This is a genomic window from Brucella sp. TWI432 (genome assembly GCF_039674445.1).
Lineage (GTDB): Bacteria > Pseudomonadota > Alphaproteobacteria > Rhizobiales > Rhizobiaceae > Brucella > Brucella chromiisoli.
This window is the reverse complement of sequence record NZ_JBDJNL010000015.1, coordinates 34,590-55,282: the sequence shown is the minus strand read 5'-3', so window position 1 is coordinate 55,282 and position 20,693 is coordinate 34,590. Positions and strand designations below refer to the sequence as shown.

The window sequence follows — 20,693 nt, the reverse complement described above, 5'->3', positions numbered from 1 at the left end:
GGTATTGCGCAGGGGTAGGCGGTAAAACCATGACGAACAAGCAGCGCGACGGCAAGGATTTTCGCTGGGGCATCTGGGGCACAGGCACGATTGCCAAAGCTTTTGCTGCCGATATTCAGGCAAGCAGCGATATGCGCGTGAGTGCTGTCTGTTCGCGTTCCATGCAGAGTGCAGAGGATTTCAAAAGCCGCATCGGTGCGGATCAAGCCTTCAATGATGCCGCTGCCTTTCTCAACAGCGCGGAAATTGATGCGGTTTATATTGCCACGCCCAATGCCATGCATGTGCCGCAAACCTTGCAGGCCATTGCCGCTGGCATAGCGTGCCTCACGGAAAAACCGCTGACGCTTGATGCCGACGGCGCCAACCAGATCGAAGCAGCAAGCAAAGCGCATCATGTCTTTGCCATGGAAGCCATGTGGAGCCGCTTTCTTCCGGCAATTCATGCCACCCGCGAGTATATCAAAGCGGGGCGAATCGGAATGGTTAAGCGCTTTGAGGCCGATCTGTCCTATTTGCGCGAAGAAGACCCAAAAAGCCGCTTTTTTGATCCCGCGCTTGGTGGTGGTGCGGCCTTTGATCTGGGCGTTTATCCGGTTTCGCTAGCGCTCAGTTTTCTCGGATTGCCCGATGCGGTGAGCGGCCGCTGGATACGCGCAAAGAGCGGCGTCGATATGCGTACAGTAATTGAGCTGACCTATCCCCATGCCAAAGCCCATCTTTCCTGTGGCTTTGATCATGACGGCGAAAACCGAATGCTGATTGAAGGTACCAAGGGTGCGATTATGCTGCATGCACCGTTTCTCAAGGCACAACGGCTCACGATCTTTTCGGAAAGCGTGCTGAATTCAGCCATCGGGCCAAAAGGACCGGGCGGCCTGGTTGGAAAAATTCTCAACCGCCTGCCGCTTCCGGGCAGAACCGTTGAGCATCATCCATTCTCAGGCAACGGACTTCAATTTCAGGCGCAAGCCGTGCGCGATGCCGTGACACGCGGCGAGACTTTAAGCCCGATCATGCCGCTTGAACACAGTGCTGCGGTGGCAAACATCATCAGCACTGTGCTTGCGCAAAAGCCGAATTAGAAGCTGCTCTGCACCTTATAGGGTGCTGCATTTTCGCCAGCATTGTTGAGTGCAAGGGCCACTTCGGTGATGTGCAAAGCCACATTACCAGAGAAAAACGCAGCCTCACCTGTTTCAATGGCGCGCGCCTGATCCGCCACGCCACGCATGAAATCAATCTGTGACGGGAATGACGGCAGGCTGACCGTGTTCCCCTTTGGATAAGCGAGCTTGCTGCCGACAGCGGGTTTCCACGCCAGCGTCTTACCAAGCTTTGCTTCCAGACGCCCAAAAACGCGCGACAGGATGGAACGCTTTCTCTTTGTCGATTCAAGACGAACCGCAGAGCGATTATCCCAGAGATCATCGACAGTAATGGAGCCTTTGTCGGCCACGATTGTCAGGCTGCGATCTTTCGGCATGGCAAGGCCGGACGTCAGACGTGCAACAAGACCGGATTTAAAACGCAGGCAACCCACGGAAAAATCTGGTGCCATGCGCAGATGCTCCGTTCCCGGTCCTTTGTTCTGGAAGGTGATTGAGGAAAAAGCCGTCACGCTTTCCACAGGACCAAACAGCGATACGAGCCATGAAAGTGCATAGCCTGCATGTTCCAGCGTACAACCAATCTCAAACTCATGCAGACCCGGCCAAGGTGCACCCGATTGCGAGCGCCATGTCGCCCATTTGTCGCGGAAAACCGGGCCGTCTTCCATTTCGGCATAGACCAGCCGCGGCGTACCGATCTCGCTTATGGAAGTTGCAACAAGCTTCTGTGCATCGCTCAAAGCGTTGGCGGGGGCAGCGGCCAGTGTCAGTCCGTTTGCAGCCGCAAACTCAACCAGTTCCTTGGCATCGTTGAAATCCATGGCCAGCGGCTTTTCCGAATAGACGTGCTTGCCCGCTTCAAGCGCTGCGCGCGAAATGGCGTAATGGTTCTCCGGCGTTGTCAGGTTAAGCACAATCTGCACATCTTTATCAGCAAGGATTGCTTCAAAGCTTTCATAGGCACGAACATTATAATGCGAAGCGAAGACTTTCAGGCGCTCTGCCGAGCGATCAAAGGCACCGAGCAGCTTAAGCTGCGGGTAATTGCGCAGCGTGGTCATGTAGTAATCGGCGACGAAGCCCGTGCCAATGATCGCGATATTCATGATTAACTCCGGGATTATACAGACCGCTTGGGAATGGTGACTTTCGCTGTCATGCGCAAGCCAAAGATCGCAAAGATGAGCATGAGCCAAACCGGGTCCATGCGGCGGAAGAAAAAGCTTTCCAGCATCGCGTTCAGCGTGCCGAAAAACACAAACATGAGAAAAAAGTCTGCGAGAAGCAGGTTTTCTCGCGTTGGCCTGCACCGCATATAGTTGACCAGCGGCATGACAATGATCACAAAAATTGCGCAGATAAGACCGATGAGCCCCGTGGACAGCGTGATGTCGAGATAGCCGTTATGGCCATGCACGATGCCGCGCACATCCCAATCAAGGTAATATGGATTGGCCGCTTCTTTTGCTGCCCCAGTACTCCAGAAGCTTTCATAGCCAAAGCCGGTCCATGGGCGGTTATGCAGCGCTTCAATAGCAAAAGCCCAGATTGATGTGCGCCCGGTGAAAGTCGGGTCCACCGAGAAATTCAGAACAATCTGGTGGAGAGGCTCAAACAGCACCGTGCCGATTGTGAAAAGCGCAAAAACAAGCTGAATGACCACGATCATAAGTGGCGCCAGCCCACGTACACCAAACATACCCGGGGCAATGACCAGAATCATGGCAAAGGGTACCAGTGCAACCGTGGTTTTTGAGCCGGTATGCGCCACGAAGAACAGGGCAAATAATGCAATCAGTGCCCCACTGACCCGCCAGCCGCGTCGCCACAGATAGATGCCACCAAAAGCAAAAACCGCCATAACAGGCCCGGCAATATTCTTATGCGTGAACACCCCGCGCCACAGATATGAGTTTTGTGGCTCGGCAGCGTCAGCGCCATGGGTGCCAAGATTAGGCAACAGCACCACACCAGCATATGAAATCACAATCACAATTGATGCCACTATAAGCAGCATAGTGGAATAGCCGTCAGCGTCCTGCGGCAAAGCCAGCACAGCGACTATGGCAAGAACACCGATCAGTGTCAGCATGATCCCGCGAATGGCCGTTCCCAGATCAGGACTGGTGAAGGCCGAAGCGATGAGAATGGCAAACATCAGGCCCCAGCCAAGGCTTGCAAGCCGCAAGACCTTGCGCGGATCAGCAAACATCGCAAGCGCAGCCAGCGAAATAACTCCGACGAGACCGAAGCCAAGCTGATTGACACTATCGCCCGCCTGCTGGCCATCAACGACAACGGCCTGCGAAAACGGGCGAAAAGAAATCAGCAGAATGCAGAATATAATTGTTGCTGCGACGAGCGCGATCTGGCGCATCGTCGCCTTCAACGGATCGAACGAGGCCGTATCAGTTCTTGTCCGGGTTGCGATACTGCTCATTCAAATATCCAAAATGCGCCATCACCCGACCCAGACCGATATGAATAAAGTAAGTGCCGACAGGCGCAAAGCCGGCCGCAAAACCTCTTCTGAGTGCTTTGATCGGCGAATAGGCCAGAAGAGCCAAACTCTTCAGGAACACGCGCACCTGACCAAACGGCTCATCCTTGCGTTTACGCTGCTCAATCAGTGTTGAAAGAACGCCATTGCGCAAACCACGCGAGGTGATCCAGTCGCGTTCCAGACGGCGCGCAGGAATGGTTTCGCGCACGATGCCTTCCGCACACCACGCAACTTTAAAGCCCTTGGCAATAGAGCGGGACAGGAAGTCAGAATCGCCGCCACCAGTAAAGTTGAACTTCAGATCCATAAACGGATAGCTATGCGCTTCCAAAACAGCACGCGCAATCAGCAGGTTGCCCGATGAATAGATGATCGGCACCGGGCCGGTCTTCGTGTAATGAGGCAGGAAAACCGGATGCTTCGCCCACTTTTCAGAATTCGGCTTTTCAAAAATCGGATACTGCGGGCCGCCAACCAGACTGACATCATAACGCTCAGCCGTCGAAACCATATTCTCGATCCAGTCAGGATCGGCCAGTTCATCATCATCAATGACAATGACATATTTGAAATTTGGAAAAAACTTGGTCGCCGTCAGCCAACCGGCATTATAAGCATTGCAATTGCCGCGATGCGACTCGCCAATAAGCATGCCGTTATATTTGCCAGCCTCGAAAAGCGGAGCTGCAACGGTTGCGCCTTCTTTCTTTTCAGTCTCATTCTCGATAACCACCACTGCCCAACGACGCTTTGTCGTTTGCGCATTCAACGTATCGAGGGTTCTGATCAGATGCTCAGGCCGCTTAAATGTAGGAAGAGAAACGACAATATCGATCTCATCATAGGCAAGCCCAGGCGTTTTAGCGATTACTTCAATATGATCCGGTAATTCTATCATCTCGGCTTCCGATTTATTTCAGAGATTTACATTTTTATGTTTATCTTTCCACTATTGATAAACGTTTAAAGAAAAGTTCACTGCATGGCTGTAGAGAGTGGCTTTAGCAAATACTCATTAAGATCGGTTAGGAGCTGAATTGCAACCGTGTCGTCTTGTCTTCGTAACATCACTTGTTCCACATGCGGTCGCTTCGACGGGTTATGAAGTTGCGAATGCCGCCGTTATCGATGGTCTGCGTCGCGCCGGTGCTCATGTCAATGTTCTCGGTTTCACCTGGCCGGGACATCCGGCGGCTGAAAACAAAGACACGATCGTTCTTGGCGAAGTGGAAGTACGCACAGAAGGCGCCGGCATCAAGCGCAAGATCGGCTGGGTGCTGAAATCTTTTCTCACAGGGCTGACGGTTTCGTCGGCAAAGCTGCGGGTTATCCCAGCAATTGAACTGCATAATGCGATCACCGAACTCGGTGAATTCGATGCCTATGTGCTCAACGGTGTGACGCTGCCGGGCGCCTTTGAAGATATTTTCAAGGACAAGCCATCGATTTTCGTTGCGCATAATGTCGAATACCGTTCGGCAGAAGAAAATGCGGCAGATGCCAAAGGCAAGGTTCAGAAATTTCTGTTTGGCCGCGAGGCTAGGATTCTCAAAAAGCTGGAGAGCAGGCTTTGCAAACAGGCAAGCTTTGTCTTCACCTTTGCAGAAGAAGACGGCCCGGCACTGGGCCTCGACAAAAATAAATTTGCAACACTCCCGCTTGTCATGCCGGGCAACAGTGAAACCGTGAAACCGGAGGCAGCCAAATATGATCTCGCGCTCATCGGTACATGGACATGGCACCCCAACCGCATTGGCCTTGAATGGTTTCTGCGCGAAGTCAAACCGCTTTTGCCAAAAGACATCACAATCGCCATCGCAGGCAACACACCCGCCGATCTTATTGCGGCCTGGCCGGGTGTGAATTTCGTCGGCAAAGTGCCTGATGCCACCAAATTCGTTGAAAGTGGCAAACTGATACCTCTGATCAGCCGCGCGGGCACAGGCGTTCAGTTGAAAACGATAGAAACGTTTGAGCTGGGAAAACCAAGTGTTGCCACCGCTCATTCGGTTCGTGGTATTGGCAATATCCCGGCCAACTGCACAATGGCCGACAAGCCTGTTGAATTTGCCGCAGCCATCGTAGAGCGCCTTAAAGCAATCAATGAAGGTGACGATCAAAGACTGGACGGCAAAGCCTTTAAACAGGCACAAATCGCAGGCATGGACAGCGCAATCGCCCGAGGTTTAAAGAAACTTCAGGACGTCACAGGAAAAGCAGACTGAATATGACGCATAGTGCATCCGAAAAACTCGAATACCGAAATATTCTCGGCATCAAGGTTGTCTGTTTCGACTGGGGCAGTTCATTCGCTTATTTTGAAAAGCGAATCGAAAACCGGGCCTTTTTGAAGCAGGGTTGGCTGAATGCCAACAATGCCAATATTGCGCATGAAGACCCGGCCTATATGGCAGCGCTCAAAAATTTTCTGATCCTGCCTGATGGTGTTGGTGTCGATATTGCCAGCAAGGTCGCTTATGGTGAAAAATTTCCGGCCAATCTCAACGGCACAGACTTCATCCCCGGCTTGATGCAGCATATCAAACGCCCGATGAAAGTGGCGTTGCTTGGTGGCGGTCCCGGCGTTGCTGCACACACAGTGCAGCTTTTTGAGAAGCAAATCCCGCAGCACGATTATCGTGTGATCTCGGATGGCTATTTCAAGCCTGCGGATATAGACGGCATTCTGGATCAGCTTAAGGAATATCATCCCGATATGCTGCTGGTGGCCATGGGTGTTCCGCGGCAGGAGCTGTTCATCGACAAATACATCACAGCCGAACATTGCACGATTGCGAGCGCGGTTGGCGCCTTATTCGATCTGCATACCGGCCGCGTGCAGCGCGCACCCCATTGGGTCCGCACGCTCAAAATGGAATGGGCGCATCGCCTGATGCAGGAGCCGCGCCGTCTGGCAAAGCGCTATCTGGTTGGCAATCCAGTGTTTCTCTGGCGTGTTGCAAAAGCAAAGCTGTCAGGGGGCAACCCTTGAAGACAGCTATTGTCACCGCAAGCTGGGATCAGGACTTTGAGCGTTGCAAGCTCTTATGCGAAACCATGGACAAACATGTCACTGGTTTCACCAAGCATTATATTCTTGTCGACAGCAAAGATGTTGCGCTTTTTCGGCAGATAGAGAACGCCAATCGCATCGTGATTGACGAGCGAGATTTGCTGCCGTCCTGGTTGCGAGCCTTCCCCGATCCGACCTATCTCGGGCGCCGTCGCGTCTGGTTGTCGTTTAAAACCAAACCGTTGCGCGGTTGGCATGTGCAGCAGTTGCGCCGCATTGCACTGGCAGACAAGGTGGAAGAAGACGGACTGCTTTATACCGATTCCGACACTGCTTTTGTCCGGCCCTTTGATTGCAACACACTCTGGCACGAGGATAAGCTGCGCCTGTTCTACCGGCCCAATGCGCTTGCCAATCCTGAATGGCCGGAACATCCCGTTTGGGCAGAGAACGCAGGAAAGCTTCTTGGCGTCAAGAATGGCAAGAGTGCGCTGAATGACTATATCGGCCAGCTTGTTTCCTGGCGCAGAGATTCGGTCATCGGCATGTGCGAGCGTATCGAAAAGCACACCGGTCAGCATTGGGTTGCTGCCATCGGCAATGTCCGACGCTTCTCCGAATGCTTTATCTACGGCCATTATGTTGATGATATTCTGGATGGGGCAGGCCATTTCCACGACACGCACGATCTGTGTCGCATGCAATGGTTTGCACCGCCACCGACGGAAGAAGAATTCCGCACCTTTATCGCTGAGATGGAACCACATCAGGTTGCCATCGGCATGCAGTCATTCCTGAGCTTGTCGGTTAACGATATTCGCCGGATCATCGGCGCTTAATCCTTAGAGCATTTCCTGTTTTGATTGAAACATTGGAAATGCTCCAAAGGACGAACTTCCCACGCGCGGCATAAAAGTCGTGCACAATACCATCTGGGCAGATCTGCGATGCGAGGGGTTTAGCTTCAAAGAGCATTGTTCACCCTTGAATTGGCGCATGCCTAAATTGCTAAGCGGTGTCAGTGCTAACAGTCTTATCAGGCTACGCTTGATCCCAGCTGATTATGTGGCGAGCTGCTGCTAAGGATGGGTTTACGCTCAAAGTCCTTGCTCAGTAACACAGATGCGAGCGGGTCATGAAGCGTTTCAAGTCAGCACGACATGTGCAGCGCTTCACCTTAATTCACGACCCGATCAACAATTTTCACGACTTTCCAACAATCAATTTAGCACTTCAGAGCACTGCCAATATGTTGTGTGAGATCTCATGTCTGAAATCCGCATAAAGTCAGCACCATAGATAGAGCTGCGTTCCCGCGTCGGTTAAAGTGGCATTACCACGCAACCACCGACACCAACGCAAGCTGAAAATACTAACTCGAAAACACTCGCTTCCGAGAAGCTCTATCATATCGCGTTGTTAGATTCAGATTCCGCTTTTTAAACGCCTACCTATCGATTTCAATCCAGACCCAAACGCATCACCTGTTGCTTGATTTAGAAGCTAAAACCTTTCAATCGTCACAAAAATTCATAACTAACAATTACTTAGCATCTTGCAACGCTTCTGCCATAGCGCGCAGAGTTACGAATGTAGATGCTGCACCCGGATCGATATGACCGATGGAGCGTTCGCCAAGCTTGGCTGAACGACCACGACGCGATTCCATTGCAGCTGTTGCCTTCATGCCCACTTCCGCACCATCGCGTGCCGCAATCAGCACGTCGAGCGTGGATTTGCCAGCCTTCGCAGCCTCGCTTGCCGCCTCAACCGCTGGAACCCAGGCATCGATCATCGTCTTGTCACCTGGTGCCGCGCGCCCCCGATCCTGGATGCCTTGCGACGCGGCTGCAAGCCATTCAGCAATGCCGGTTCCATCAAGGTTGAGACGATTGCTGACAGCCGTACCTGCACGCAGGAATGCCGTTGCATAAAGCGGACCTGAGGATGCGCCAACCGCATCCAGAAACGCCTTGGCCATGCGCTTGCAGATGGCTTCAATCGTCTCATCGTCCTGTTCGTCTTCAAGCGCATGTTGCACAGCCTTCCAGCCGATTTCCATGGTAATGCCGTGATCGCCATCGCCAATCACGCCGTCGAGTTCCGAAAGCCAGTTCTTCTCGGCAATGATCTGATTGCCGACATTCATCATCATCGCCTTGAAAAGTGCAGGTGTCACATCACCCTCGGTGATGAGCTTGCGCGGCGCTTCAGAAGCCACTTCCTTGTGGTCTGCACTGCGTTGAGCCTTGCGGTGCGAGGCCGGTTCACGATCACCTGCCTGCACAGCGCCAACGCTCAAGGCCGGCGTATGACATGGATGATCAAGCAGCGTCTGCAAGGTGTCATCAAGCTTCATCAGCGTGACAGATGCACCGGCCATTTCGAGCGACGTTGCATATTCGCCAACCCATGAGGCGTGGATCTGTATTTCCTTGCTATCCAGAATCTGTTTGACGCGGCGGAAAATGAGATAAAGCTCGATATGCGTGGTTGCACCAAGTCCGTTGACAAGAACCGCAACACGATCACCAGCCTTGAGTTCCAGTTCTTCGACAACCGAGGCCATCAGCTCGTCGGTCACTTCATCAGCAGGCGCAAGCTTCTGACGACGAATGCCCGGCTCACCATGCAGGCCCATGCCGATTTCCATTTCATCGTCACCGATGGCAAAGTTCGGCTTACCTGTCTGGGGCAGGGAGCAAGGGCTTAAAGCCACGCCCATCGAACGGGTCGCCTCATTGGCGGCCTGCGCAAGCGCTTCGACGCGTGGCAGGGATTCACCCAGATCAGCGGCAGCACCTGCAACCTTGAATACGAAGAAGTCACCGGCAATACCGCGACGCTCCGACTTGCGATCAAGCGGCGCCGAGGCTACGTCATCCGCAACCGCGACATGGCGCACATCCATGCCGTCCTGCGCGAGTTCTTCCGCCGCCATCGTAAAATTGAGAACGTCGCCGGTGTAATTGCCATAAAGCAACAGCACGCCAGCGCCGCCATCCGCAGCGCGTGCCGCTTCTGCAATATGTGCAGGCGATGGGGAGGCAAACACGTTGCCAACAGCTGCTGCATCTGCAAGGCCGCGCCCGACATAGCCAGCAAAAGCGGGTTCGTGACCTGAGCCACCGCCGACAACAATGCCGACCTTGCCTTCGCGCGGGCCATCGACTGCCACAACCGCACGCCCCGTTTCACCTTCAACACGCAGCATATGGGGATGCGCGCCGACCATGCCTTCGATCATTTCTGCAATGATGTTTTCCGGTGCGTTGATCAGCTTCTTGGTTTTGACTTGTTCATTCATGTCTTTAGCTTTCTAAAACTCGTCGCGTGTTCAGATCAGTGGGCATCCCGGCGCAGATAACGGCGCGATATGGCATCGAATGAGATAGCCAGCACGACGATTGCACCCGAAACAATGCCCTGCCAATAAGGAGAGACACCGAACAGAACGATAATGTTTTCAATAATTGCGATAATGCCTGCACCGAAGATCGCACCAATTGGACTGCCGATGCCACCCGTTGTGGCAACACCACCGATAACCGATGCAGCAATCGGAGCCAGCACCCAGCTGTCGCCAATCGACGGTTGGGCAGTTCCAAGACGCGCAACCATCAGCACACCGGCAAGACCAGCAATCGCACCAGCAGCACCAAATACCATCAGACGCACGCGATCCACACGAATGCCCAACATACGGGCACCATCGCGATTGTTGCCAATGGCATACATGTAACGACCAAACGGGGTTTTCAGCATCACGAAAGTCGCGATCAGCAGGGCAACAAACATGATGATGAATGGCACCGGAATGCCGAACAGATCGCCACGGCCGAGATATTGCACATCACGCGGAATACCGGTGATGGCAACGCCACGGGTCAGCACCAGATTGGCACCGCCGAAAATGCCTGCCGTACCAATAGTCAGCACCAGCGAATGCAAGCGGAGGAAGGTGACGAGGAAGCCGTTGAACAGGCCGAGGCAAAGGCCAAGCAGGATCGCCAGCAACATGGCCGAATAAGGCTCAAAACCCATCCGTACCATCAGAATGCCGGACACCACGCCACAGAGTCCGCCGATCACGCCAAGTGACAGATCAAGCTCGCCCAGCACCATCAACATCGACTGAGCAATGGTGATGAGACCGACAAAGGCCAGGCCACGTGCAACAACCGACAGATTGTAAGGCGTGAGAAAGTAAGGCGATAGGGTTGCCGACAGGGCAAAGATCACCAGAAGCGCCACAAAGACACCGGCCAGCGGCGTACGAATGAGATTGGAAAAGGGATTAGTTTGCATCGGCTTTTACCTCTGTTCCAAAGATCGCGCCCACGAGTGTTTCATTGTTGGTATCGGAGGTGGAGAACTCACCGGTGATATAGCCGTTATGCATGGTGATGATACGGCTTGCGCATTTCTGTAATTCATTAAGTTCCGAAGAGACAAGGATGACACCGACGCCTTCTTCAGCGAGATTTTTCATGATGCGATAAATCTCGGACTTGGTGCGTATATCGATACCCTTCGTCGGCTCATCAAAGATCAGCACACACGGACGCGTCGCCATGGCGCGACCGATAATGGCTTTCTGCTGATTGCCACCCGAAAGCTGCGAGATACGCTTGCCCATTCCTGATGTGCGGATGCCGTAGTCATCGATGATTTTCTGCACGATATTGCGTTCACGACGGTCGGAAATGCCGAGCTTGCCGCTGGTCAGCTCCAGTATCGAAATGCCGATATTCTCGCGCAGTGAAAGCAGAGGCAGAATGCCGTGGTGTTTGCGCTCTTCCGAAAGATAGAGCATGCCGCCCGAAACCGAGCGCGAGGTATCATTGAGTGTCCAGTTTTCGCCTTCGACCTTTACCTCGCCGGATTTAGCTTTTAGAAAGCCGAAGATCGTCTGCATCACTTCGGAGCGTCCAGCGCCCACCAGACCGGCGAAGCCAAGAATTTCGCCTTTGCGCAGATCAAAACTGATGTCTTCAAAACGCGATCCCGAAAGGCCACGAACTTCCATAATGGTTTCAGTGGTCGGCTTTGACGGACGGAAATGCTCATCAAAGGACAGGTCGCGGCCAGACATGGCGCGGATCAGATCGGCTTCGGTGATGTCCTTGATGTGACCGCTCTCGATCTTGGTGCCATTGCGCAGAACGGTATAATCATCGCCAATCTGGAAGACTTCTTCCATCTTATGACTGATGAAGACGATGGCATGATCGCGATCAAGAAGACCGCGAATAACCTTGAAAACACGCTCGACTTCAACACGTGTCAGCGAGGAGGTCGGCTCATCGAGAATCAGCACCTTCATCTGCTCATTGGTGCAGGCACGCGCGATCTGCAAAAGCTGCTGATCAGACACGGAAATATTGGCAACCAGATCGTCAGGCCGCGCTTCAATACCAAAGCGATCGAGATAGGATTTTGCCTCGATCATCAGCGCTTTGCGGTTGACAACAAAACCGCCATGCCCCGTTCGATTGAATGGCATGAACAGGTTTTCCGCGACGCTCATCTGCGGGAACAGCGTCAGCTCCTGCGGAACATAGGCAACGTTTTTATAGAGCGAAGGGTCGGCAACCGGATCGCGACCATCGATCAGCACCTGACCGCGCGAAGCGCTGTCGGTTCCGGTCAGAATTTTTACGAGTGTGGATTTGCCAGCACCATTTTCGCCGGCAAGAATATGCGTGCGACCCAGCTCGATTTTCAGGTCAACGCCATCCAGCGCGGTTACGCCCGGAAAGTCCCGGCCTAATCCGCTTGTTTCAAGATAAGCCATGATGGACACCTTGGAAAACTATCGCTGCGTTTCCGGCAAGCAGCCGGTGAAAGCCGATAGGACAGGAAAGAATGGAGCACGGGAGAACCCGTGCTCCTGCAACAAGATCGGAACGGATCAGTTGCCTACGTTTTCCTTGGTGAGGAAAGCATTGCCAGTGTCGATATAACCTGGAACCGGCGCGCCGGTTGCCTGTGCCCATAGCGTCATCACCGACCAGTAACCCTGAAGTTCCGGCTGTGATGCGGACGAGCTGTCAGCGACACCGTTGCGGATCATGTCGAGCATTTCCGGCAGGTTGTCGAGGCCGACCAGCGTGACCTTGCCCTGCTTGCCAGCTTCAACGATGGCCTGACCGATGCCGATCGGGCCAGCGGCATCCGAAGCAACCCAGCCCTTCAGGTTTGGATTGGCCTGCATAATGGCGGCTGCCTGCTGCTGTGCAATTTCGATGCTGTCATTGTCGATGCCTTCAGCAACGACCTTGATACCCGGATGTTCCTTGAACACTTCACGGTGGCATTCCGCACGAATCGAATGGTTCGGTGCAGTTGGCACGCCCATCATGATTGCAACTTCGCCTTCACCACCCAGCACTTCAACCAGACGACGCGCAGCAATCTTGGCCTGCTCGCAGAAATCTGAACCGATATGGGTGATGCTCATGCCTTCCGGCGGCACGGAGTCGAACAGCACCAGCGGCACTTTCTGGCTCTGCGCTTCCTCAAGCGATGCACGGTTGCCCGATGGATCAAGCAAATCGAGTGCGAGACCGTCAGGACGGGTGGCCAGCGCGCTGTCGATAATCTGGTTCTGCTGAACAACGTCTGCGCTCTGTGGTGCGGAGTAGACGATTTCAACATTGGCGCCGGTCTGCGCCTTGAGTGCAGCAGCGGCCTGCTGTGCACCTTCATTCACCTTGTCAAACCAAGGATGAACGACCTTTGGAACGATGACAAAACGATAACTGTCCTTTTTGACAGTGCCGGGCGCGTCCTGCGCCATGACCGAGACGGGCAGCGAAAAGGCAGCAACGGCTGCCAGCAAAGCAAGCTTTTTCATAAAGTCCTCCCTTGGAAATCAGACGAAACTTCCTCCCGCCTGACTGCTTGAAAGATCACTCGGGAAGGCTCCTCTGCCTTCATCCCTGTAGCGAACTCGACTCCTGAATACAGATGTATAATTGAAAATACAAGAGTAAAATTACCCGCCGCCGAAAACCACGTGATATGACGGCGCACTCATAAGATGAGTAAATTGTTCATATATAATTGCATTTAATTGAGCACATCCTTATAATGCGGCCATACAAATCCGGTGCCCGCCTTGAACCAATCAGAGAAATCTAATCTGCCCGCGGCTTTTCCACTGCGCGATATGGCAGAGATTGATGTTGCCATTACTGATTATTATGACGAGCTGTGTCGCGCAGTCCGTCGACGCGGGCACGTATCCTCAAATGCCAACGACATTGTCCATGATCTTTATGTGAGGCTGAAAGATCGCCGGACCGACCTTGAAGGCAAGTCATCTCTCCACGCATTTTTAACGCGTGCGGCTATTAATCTGGGCCTTGACCGGTTTCGCCGCGAGCGTTTTGAAGCCAAGCTCTTTTCCGGCACGCAAGAAGAAGCCGCGTATATCGCCAGCAAAGACGCCAATCCTGACATCGCCCTTGACATGCCGCGACGGCTCAACTGCCTGCGTCATGCGATTATGGAACTTCCTCTTCGCCAGCGCCGCGTTTTCATTGCCCATCGCATTGGCAATCTGCCGTCAGATGAAATTGCCAGCCGCTTTGGAATCACGCGCAATATGGTGGACCGCCACCTTCGCAAGGCGCTGATTCACTGCCTCTGTCGGCTTGATGAACTGGATCAGGGATGATGCGCTCATCCACGTCAAAACCAGACAAGGCACAACGCCTGATTCAAGAGCAAGCCGTCGATTGGCTGATGCAGCTTCAGGCATCGCCGAAGGATATGGCGCTGGCGGAGGCATGCGCACGCTGGCGCGCAAGCGATAGCCTGCATGAGCTGGCCTTCAAAAAAGCCTCACGTGTTTTCAGCGATACGCGTTTACTGCTGTTGCAGGATATCGATTTCGCCAAAACAGCTGCCAGAAGACCGCGTTTTCCGGTGCGCGCGACAGTGGCGTCAATGCTGGTTTTTGTTGCTTTCGCAGCAGCTTTCATCGCTTTTGATGGCCCCATGCGCCTGCGCGCAGACGCGATGTCTGCAAGCAGCGAAATGCCCGTGATAAAACTCGCCGATGGATCGACCGTTCAGCTCAATTCAAGTTCGGCCATCTCTTTTGACATCACAAACCAAGGCCGTCACGTTCATCTCCTGCGCGGGGAAGCCTATTTCATCGTTGCCAAGGACACGCAGCGCCCTTTCACGGTGAGCGCTGCCAAGGGCAATATTACAGCTCTTGGCACTGAATTCGATGTGAAGCTGAAAGAGCGCGGTGCAGACGTGGTCGTCACGGAGCACGCCGTTGAGGTCAAGAGCAGCGCTTCAGGCACAGCACCCACCCCGCGTGACACCTTGCGTCTCGAACAGGGCCACAGCGTTTTTTACGACAGTGCAACAGGCATCGGACAGGTCACGGCGATTGATCCTGAATTCGCAGCCTCATGGCGCAATGGGCGGCTCATTTTTGAAGACCAGCCGCTTTCGCACGTGGTCGAAGATATTGCACGACATCTTCCCGGCCGGATCATGATTGCAAGCAATGATCTTGCGCAACGCCGCATTACTGGCACTTTCGATCTGTCTTCACCGTCCACCGCGCTTGATGATTTTATCAAGGTGTTTGATCTGAAAGCCACGCATATCGGGGCGCTGCTGACAGTCCTGCATAATTAATTTTCAATTGAATGTCCCATAAGCCGGTTTTCATTCGTCCAGTCCATGAAAGGCAATGCGCGCAACATGCGCGGATGCTTCAACACCGAAATTTTCAACGCCTTGAACGTTGAGACTGGACACGACATGAAAAGCCCCTCCTCACGCATTCTTACCGCCTATATGCGGCCTCTTTTTGCTTCGCTGCTTTTAAGCGGCACTGTTTTAAGCCCATTTTTTGCAGCACCAGCTATGGCCCAAGCGGCAACCCAACCCGTCACCGTGAATGTTGCGGCAGGGTCGCTTGCAACAGGCCTCAACCGCCTTGCTGTTCAGACAGGCTTGCAAATTGCATTTGATGCATCTGTGACAAAGGGACTGAATACACCGGGTGTGCACGGAACGATGACGCTCGCTGAAGCGCTTTCAACGATACTCCGCAATACCGGCATTCAATACCGGTTTACCAGCGAAAAAACCGTTCGGCTGGAGCGCCCGGCGGAAGCAAACAATGCGCCAGTGCTCACCGATGACGGCTCGCTGCAACTTGATACAATCAGCATTTCGCATATCACCGGCGTGAATTTTGCCGAACTTGATCCGCGAGTATCGCAAATCACATCGGAACAGCTCGAACAGGCTCAAGCCTCGACAATTCCGGAACTCGTCAAAAGAACACCCGGCGTCTCCATGCTGGGCGGCGTGCGCACCGAAGGCCAGTCGATTGCCATCCGCGGCTTTTCACGCCAGACAGATGTTCGCATTTTGCTCGATGGCGCCCCTAAGAACTTCGAGAAATACGATCAGGGTACAATTTTTGTCGAACCCGAACTTCTCAAACGCATCGAAATAGAAAAAGGGGCAACGACCGTTCGTTACGGCAATGGTGGCTTTGGCGGCACCATAAAGCTGGAAAGCAAGGATGCAGCCGACATGCTGCGCGATGGCGAAAGCTGGGGCATTTGGGGCAAGACTGCCTATCAGACGGCGAACAAGCAATTTCTGGAAACCGGAGCCATCTATGGCCGCTCCAATCTCGGCACTGCAATTGATTTCGACGGCATAGCCAGCCTGACCTGGCGCAAGGGTGACAATATGCGGATCGGCGGCGGAGACATCTACAATTACTCCAATTCTGAGCTGACGTCTTTCTCCGGCAAGCTGAGTGGCGAATATGGTGGTCACGCAGTTAAAGCTTCCGTCCTTTATGGTGAAAGTGCCAACTGGGGACCGCTTGCCGCCATTCGCGGGCAGTTTGAGCCAAGCAACAATGCGCTGGTGCCGGGTACGCCCGCATATAAAGCCGCCATTCAAAGGCTTCTCGCCTGGCGCGAACTGAAGGATTTCACATCGGTTGTCGAACACACCTATGACGGCGACAGCGATTTGGTGAACACGCGCATGATGGCAAGCTATTCCTCAACCGATATGCATGCCGAACGCTTTCCAGGCGTGAATGGCACTGGATCACTGGGAGGCACCGAAAACGATGCAAAATATTCGGATTTTCACCTCGAAGCAGAAAACACCTCCAATTTTGAACTGGCCAGCATTGAACACAGTCTGAATTACGGTGTGCAATATAATCATCACGTCCGCGATGTGACGATGTTCGATAAAGCCAATGCGAAGCAAGCGCAGTATAATTACGGCTATTATGCGCCATGGATCATGCCCGCTGGCAAGCAGGACATGATATCCTTCTTCATCCGCGACCGCATGGCAGTCACCGATAAGCTCATCATCACGCCCGGTATTCGCTACGATTATGTACGCTCCGAGGGCGTTCCGAACGCCGCCCCTCGTTATAACAATCCCGCCGCTGGTCACGATTATTCGGCAACATCACATCACGGTTTCACGCCCGCTCTGAGCGCCTCCTATCAGCTCACCCCCGCAACGCGGCTTTTTGCCGACTGGGCCTATGCAATGCGTGCACCAAACATCGATGAAATCTACTCGACCCAGAGCATACAGACGAAAGCGTCAGGAACCAGCCGCAACCTCAAGGTAGAGCGCAACAATACCATCAATATCGGTGCGGCCACTGCGCTCAACAACCTGTTTACCGATGGCGATATGCTGATGGTGCGCGGTTCGTTCTTTAACAATCATGTTTCCAACCCGGTCGGACGACGCGTCGGCAGCGCGAACAATGCCAATCTCAGCTACGGTGAAGCGCCATTTTACTGGAATATGCCGTCCTACTATACGCGCGGCATCGAGCTCGAAGCCCATTACGAAAACAACTTCATGTTCGCCGACGCCAGCCTCACTTACATGATCGGCAGACGTGAGGGCACACTCAACAATGTGCGCGGACCGGACAGCTATATCAACGACATCATGCCAACGACTGCGGTGGCGACGCTGGGCTACAAACTTCCCGATAACGACATCAACTTCGGCTGGACTGGGACCTTCGTCGACAAGCAGGACAGAACCTCGCATGTCAAAGGTGATTTAAGCTATAATCGCCCCAAAGCACCGGGCTATTCCGTGCATGACCTGTTTTTCAACTGGACCCCGACGCAGGGGCTGATGAAGGACTCTGAATTGCGTCTTGCGCTGGAAAACGTGTTCGACAAGAACTATGAACCTTATCTCAGCGATGGCATTTCTGCCATGCCGGGACGTAACTTGAAAGTCTCATTCAGCCGCAAGTTTTAAAGTATTTCCAGCAAAAGTGCGAAGCGGTTTTTCGCGGGATAATGCGTGCAACAAACAGCGAGAGCATTTCCAGCGATCCACCCAAAACAGGAAATGCTATAGGCTCGCTCCGCTCTGATCCAGACTATCCGGCTGGTCAAATTTGCGCGCAAATTTGACCAGCCGGTGCCGTGGAAGACCAACAACGCGATTGTTTAATTGGACGATGTTTTTGCACCTTTCCTCTGTAAGTCTGCAAGATCAACAACAATCGCAGCAGCTTCATTCTGCAGCACATCCTTAATGTCCTTGCGCGCCTTTTCCAAAGCGATGTCATCGCTCAGGCTTCGTTCGTTTGACTGTAAGCCATCATCATTTTGACCCGGTGTACGCGCGCGCGCTGCCTGCGCCTTCATTTCGGCCCGACGTTCATCTTCATTGAGAGAAATCGTCGTTTTTTCGCGATTGAGCTTCAACGCAGAAACATCATCTGCAAAGCGCTGGAACTCGACATCCTCTTTAACGCGTGCATCGTGCTTTTCCTGCAGCAAGGGAAGGAAAGCCTTGGCCTCGCCAAAAGACTTGTGTTTCGCAGCCTTTATCTGGGTCCACGGCAAGGCATTGTCAAAGCTTGCTTCACCAACAGTTTTGAGATCGTAAAGACCCGGCAAACTTATATCGGGCGATACGCCGCGCAATTGGGTCGTGCCACCGTTCACTCTGAAAAACTGGGCAACCGTAAATTTCAACTCACCAAATTTTGGCTGCGGATTTTGTGCCACCTCGTCCAGATTGACCACCGTCTGCACAGTGCCCTTCCCGAAGCTCGGCTCACCGATAATCACACCCCGATCATAGTCCTGTATCGCAGCCGCAAAAATTTCGGATGCGGAGGCAGAACCACGATTAATCAGCACACCAAGCGGACCTTCCCACGCAGGCTTAGAGAGATCATCGCGTTCGACCTTGATTTCACCCTTTGCGTTGCGCTGCTGAACAACAGGGCCTTTTCCAACGAACAAACCAGTGAGATCAATCGCTTCACTCAATGATCCGCCGCCATTGTTACGCAGATCAATCAGAATGCCATCCACTTTTTCCTGCTTAAGCTCGCCAAGAAGCTTTGCAACATCGCGGCTGGCACTTCTGTAGTCCTTTTCACCTTTTCGCCGCGCTTCAATATCTTCATAGAAGGCGGGAAGTGTAATGACACCAATTTTACGTGTTGCGGTGCCATCTTCTACAGACAAGACTTTCTTCTGAGCAGCCTGCTTTTCAAGGCTGATCTTATCGCGAACAAGACTGATAATCCTATGTTTACCGTCGGCCCCGGCTTCTGCAGGCAATATCTCAAGACGCACGATAGAGCCTTTGTCGCCGCGTATCAGTTTGACGACCTCATCAAGTCGCATCCCGACAACTTCCTTGATAGGCCCATCCTCGCCCTGGCCGACACCAACAATCCGATCACCAACCGCAAGCTTACCCGACAATTGCGCCGGACCACCCGCAGTCAACTCGCGAATGGTTGTAAAGTCGTCCCGATCCTGCAACACCGCGCCGATACCCACGAGGGAAAGCTTCATCGAAATATCGAATTCGGCGGCAGCATTGGCACCAAAGTAGTCTGTGTGCGGATCGACAGAGGTTGTATAAGCAGCCATAAAGAGTTGGAATACGTCGTCAGCTTTGGATTGTGACGCCCGTGAAAGTAAATTTTCATAGCGTTTGGTCAGCGTATCGCGAATAGCACTATCATCTTTGCCGGCAAGTTTCAGACGCAGCCAGTCATTCTTGACGCGCTTTCTCCAAAGATCATTGCGTTCCGCTTCCGTTTTGGGCCAAGATTCTTTCTTGCGATCGACCAGATAGCTCTCTTCTGCACTGAAATCGAACTTCTCATTGAGCAACTGCTCCGCATAAGACATGCGATCAGCAATGCGCTGGCTATAGATGTTAAAAATAGCAAACGGAATACTCAGATCCTGCCCCTCGATTGCATCATCAATCTGCGTGCTGCGCGTTTTGAAACTATCAATGTCAGATTGCAAAAAGATCAGCTTTTCAGGGTCGAGCATCTCGATAAAGCGATCCATGATTTTGGCTGACAATGCATCGTCTAATGGCACGGGCTTATAATGAAAACGCTGAAGAAATTCAGATGTCAGTTGAGCAGCCTGTGCCTGCTGTGGCAGCGGCTTTAGAACAGGCAGCGCACCAGCTTCTAGAGCGTTGGCAGGAGAAGCAATTGCGAGGATGAGGCAAAGAAAAGCAAATTTGATACGGAGCACGTCTATCCCGCTTTCGATTGGTGAGCATATGGCCGATGGACTATTTGAAATAATTACGGCTTTTTGGCAATCACCTATCCCAGCTTTGTGAGCACAGGTGGTTCAACACAGGCCAGAAAAGCGCGAAACGAATTACCAATGATCATGATTTAAAGATATAAACATTTCTTTATGTGATGTTGACAAGCGGCAACGCTTCCGCCAGACTGGCCATTGTTATGGTTCTTTCGTCAGATTTCAGACGGAAGCTAAGAGGGAAACCGGTGCGTTACAAACAATACCGGTGCTGCCCCCGCAACTGTAAGCGGTGAGCCTTGATCCATCATGCCACTGGAATGAAAATTCCGGGAAGGCGGATCAGAGTGCATCCCGAAAACGTGAAACAGTTTTCGGGTGAAGATGCGCGCTAAGGTGCTGACCCGCGAGCAAGGAGACCTGCCATGACAAATAACGTCCACGGGCGGGGTCTCCCGGAGTGT

The 20,693-nt window shown here is 53.0% G+C and carries 15 protein-coding genes, 1 pseudogene and 1 riboswitch; of the genes and pseudogenes, 8 read left to right on the top strand and 8 right to left on the bottom strand.

The genetic code is table 11. From position 1 onward, the window contains the following. Positions 1–29: 29 nt before the first annotated feature. Positions 30–1,085, top strand: a complete 1,056-nt coding sequence (locus ABE527_RS17000; protein WP_499697646.1) for a Gfo/Idh/MocA family protein — start codon at positions 30–32, stop codon at positions 1,083–1,085. Here ABE527_RS17000 and ABE527_RS16995 read toward each other — a convergent pair. The 3 genes from ABE527_RS16995 to ABE527_RS16985 are packed head-to-tail and all read right to left on the bottom strand — an operon-like array spanning position 1,082 to position 4,513. Continuing rightward, positions 1,082–2,218: a Gfo/Idh/MocA family protein gene (locus ABE527_RS16995; RefSeq protein ID WP_499697645.1), complete on the bottom strand. Its 1,137-nt coding sequence runs from the start codon at positions 2,216–2,218 to the stop codon at positions 1,082–1,084. The genes ABE527_RS17000 and ABE527_RS16995 overlap by 4 nt on opposite strands. 14 nt (positions 2,219–2,232) lie before the next feature. Further along, positions 2,233–3,552 (bottom strand): O-antigen ligase family protein, encoded by a 1,320-nt coding sequence (locus ABE527_RS16990; protein ID WP_499697644.1) that lies wholly within the window; start codon positions 3,550–3,552, stop codon positions 2,233–2,235. Continuing rightward, positions 3,521–4,513 carry a glycosyltransferase family 2 protein gene (locus tag ABE527_RS16985; protein ID WP_265986415.1) on the bottom strand — a complete coding sequence of 331 codons (993 nt, stop codon included), beginning with the start codon at positions 4,511–4,513 and terminating at the stop codon, positions 3,521–3,523. Before ABE527_RS16985 ends, ABE527_RS16990 begins: the two co-directional genes overlap by 32 nt. A 139-nt stretch (positions 4,514–4,652) precedes the next feature. Here ABE527_RS16985 and ABE527_RS16980 point away from each other — a divergent pair, with 139 nt between their 5' ends. From ABE527_RS16980 to ABE527_RS16965, 4 genes and pseudogenes are all read left to right on the top strand, one after another. Further along, positions 4,653–5,840, top strand: a complete 1,188-nt coding sequence (locus ABE527_RS16980) for a glycosyltransferase family 4 protein (RefSeq protein ID WP_499697643.1) — start codon at positions 4,653–4,655, stop codon at positions 5,838–5,840. Positions 5,841–5,842: 2 nt separating this feature from the next. Next, entirely contained in the window at positions 5,843–6,607 is a 765-nt protein-coding gene (locus ABE527_RS16975) for a WecB/TagA/CpsF family glycosyltransferase (protein WP_499695186.1), read from the top strand. Continuing rightward, complete coding sequence (locus ABE527_RS16970; RefSeq protein ID WP_265986418.1) at positions 6,604–7,467, top strand: DUF6492 family protein; 864 nt, start codon at positions 6,604–6,606, stop codon at positions 7,465–7,467. Before ABE527_RS16975 ends, ABE527_RS16970 begins: the two co-directional genes overlap by 4 nt. A 281-nt stretch (positions 7,468–7,748) precedes the next feature. Beyond that, positions 7,749–7,913, top strand: a pseudogene (locus tag ABE527_RS16965) (IS6 family transposase); the annotation flags it as partial. Between the two features lie 258 nt (positions 7,914–8,171). Here ABE527_RS16965 and dhaL read toward each other — a convergent pair. The 4 genes from dhaL to ABE527_RS16945 all read right to left on the bottom strand — a co-directional run bounded on the left by dhaL (position 8,172) and on the right by ABE527_RS16945 (position 13,487). Further along, a complete protein-coding gene (gene dhaL, locus ABE527_RS16960; protein WP_499697642.1) occupies positions 8,172–9,935 on the bottom strand; it encodes a dihydroxyacetone kinase subunit DhaL in 1,764 nt (587 codons plus the stop codon). A 35-nt stretch (positions 9,936–9,970) separates the two neighbouring features. Beyond that, positions 9,971–10,936, bottom strand: a complete 966-nt coding sequence (locus tag ABE527_RS16955) for an ABC transporter permease (RefSeq protein ID WP_265985025.1) — start codon at positions 10,934–10,936, stop codon at positions 9,971–9,973. Next, positions 10,926–12,425 carry a sugar ABC transporter ATP-binding protein gene (locus ABE527_RS16950; RefSeq protein ID WP_499697641.1) on the bottom strand — a complete coding sequence of 500 codons (1,500 nt, stop codon included), beginning with the start codon at positions 12,423–12,425 and terminating at the stop codon, positions 10,926–10,928. Before ABE527_RS16950 ends, ABE527_RS16955 begins: the two co-directional genes overlap by 11 nt. Positions 12,426–12,542: 117 nt before the next feature. Beyond that, complete coding sequence (locus ABE527_RS16945) at positions 12,543–13,487, bottom strand: substrate-binding domain-containing protein (RefSeq protein ID WP_265985023.1); 945 nt, start codon at positions 13,485–13,487, stop codon at positions 12,543–12,545. A gap of 255 nt (positions 13,488–13,742) precedes the next feature. Between ABE527_RS16945 and ABE527_RS16940 the strand changes: the two genes are divergently transcribed. The 3 genes from ABE527_RS16940 (at position 13,743) to ABE527_RS16930 (ending at position 17,944) form a co-directional block, all read left to right on the top strand. Further along, positions 13,743–14,312, top strand: a complete 570-nt coding sequence (locus tag ABE527_RS16940; RefSeq protein WP_265985022.1) for an RNA polymerase sigma factor — start codon at positions 13,743–13,745, stop codon at positions 14,310–14,312. Further along, a complete protein-coding gene (locus ABE527_RS16935; RefSeq protein WP_499697640.1) occupies positions 14,309–15,295 on the top strand; it encodes a FecR family protein in 987 nt (328 codons plus the stop codon). The genes ABE527_RS16940 and ABE527_RS16935 overlap by 4 nt, the downstream gene beginning before the upstream one ends. Before the next feature lie 126 nt (positions 15,296–15,421). Continuing rightward, entirely contained in the window at positions 15,422–17,944 is a 2,523-nt protein-coding gene (locus ABE527_RS16930; RefSeq protein ID WP_499697639.1) for a TonB-dependent receptor, read from the top strand. 194 nt (positions 17,945–18,138) lie between these two features. Here the strand turns inward: ABE527_RS16930 and ABE527_RS16925 are convergent, their stop codons facing one another. Next, positions 18,139–20,214 carry a carboxy terminal-processing peptidase gene (locus ABE527_RS16925; protein WP_396996748.1) on the bottom strand — a complete coding sequence of 692 codons (2,076 nt, stop codon included), beginning with the start codon at positions 20,212–20,214 and terminating at the stop codon, positions 18,139–18,141. Between the two features lie 202 nt (positions 20,215–20,416). Continuing rightward, positions 20,417–20,671: riboswitch (cobalamin riboswitch) on the top strand. The last annotated feature ends 22 nt before the right edge of the window (positions 20,672–20,693 follow it).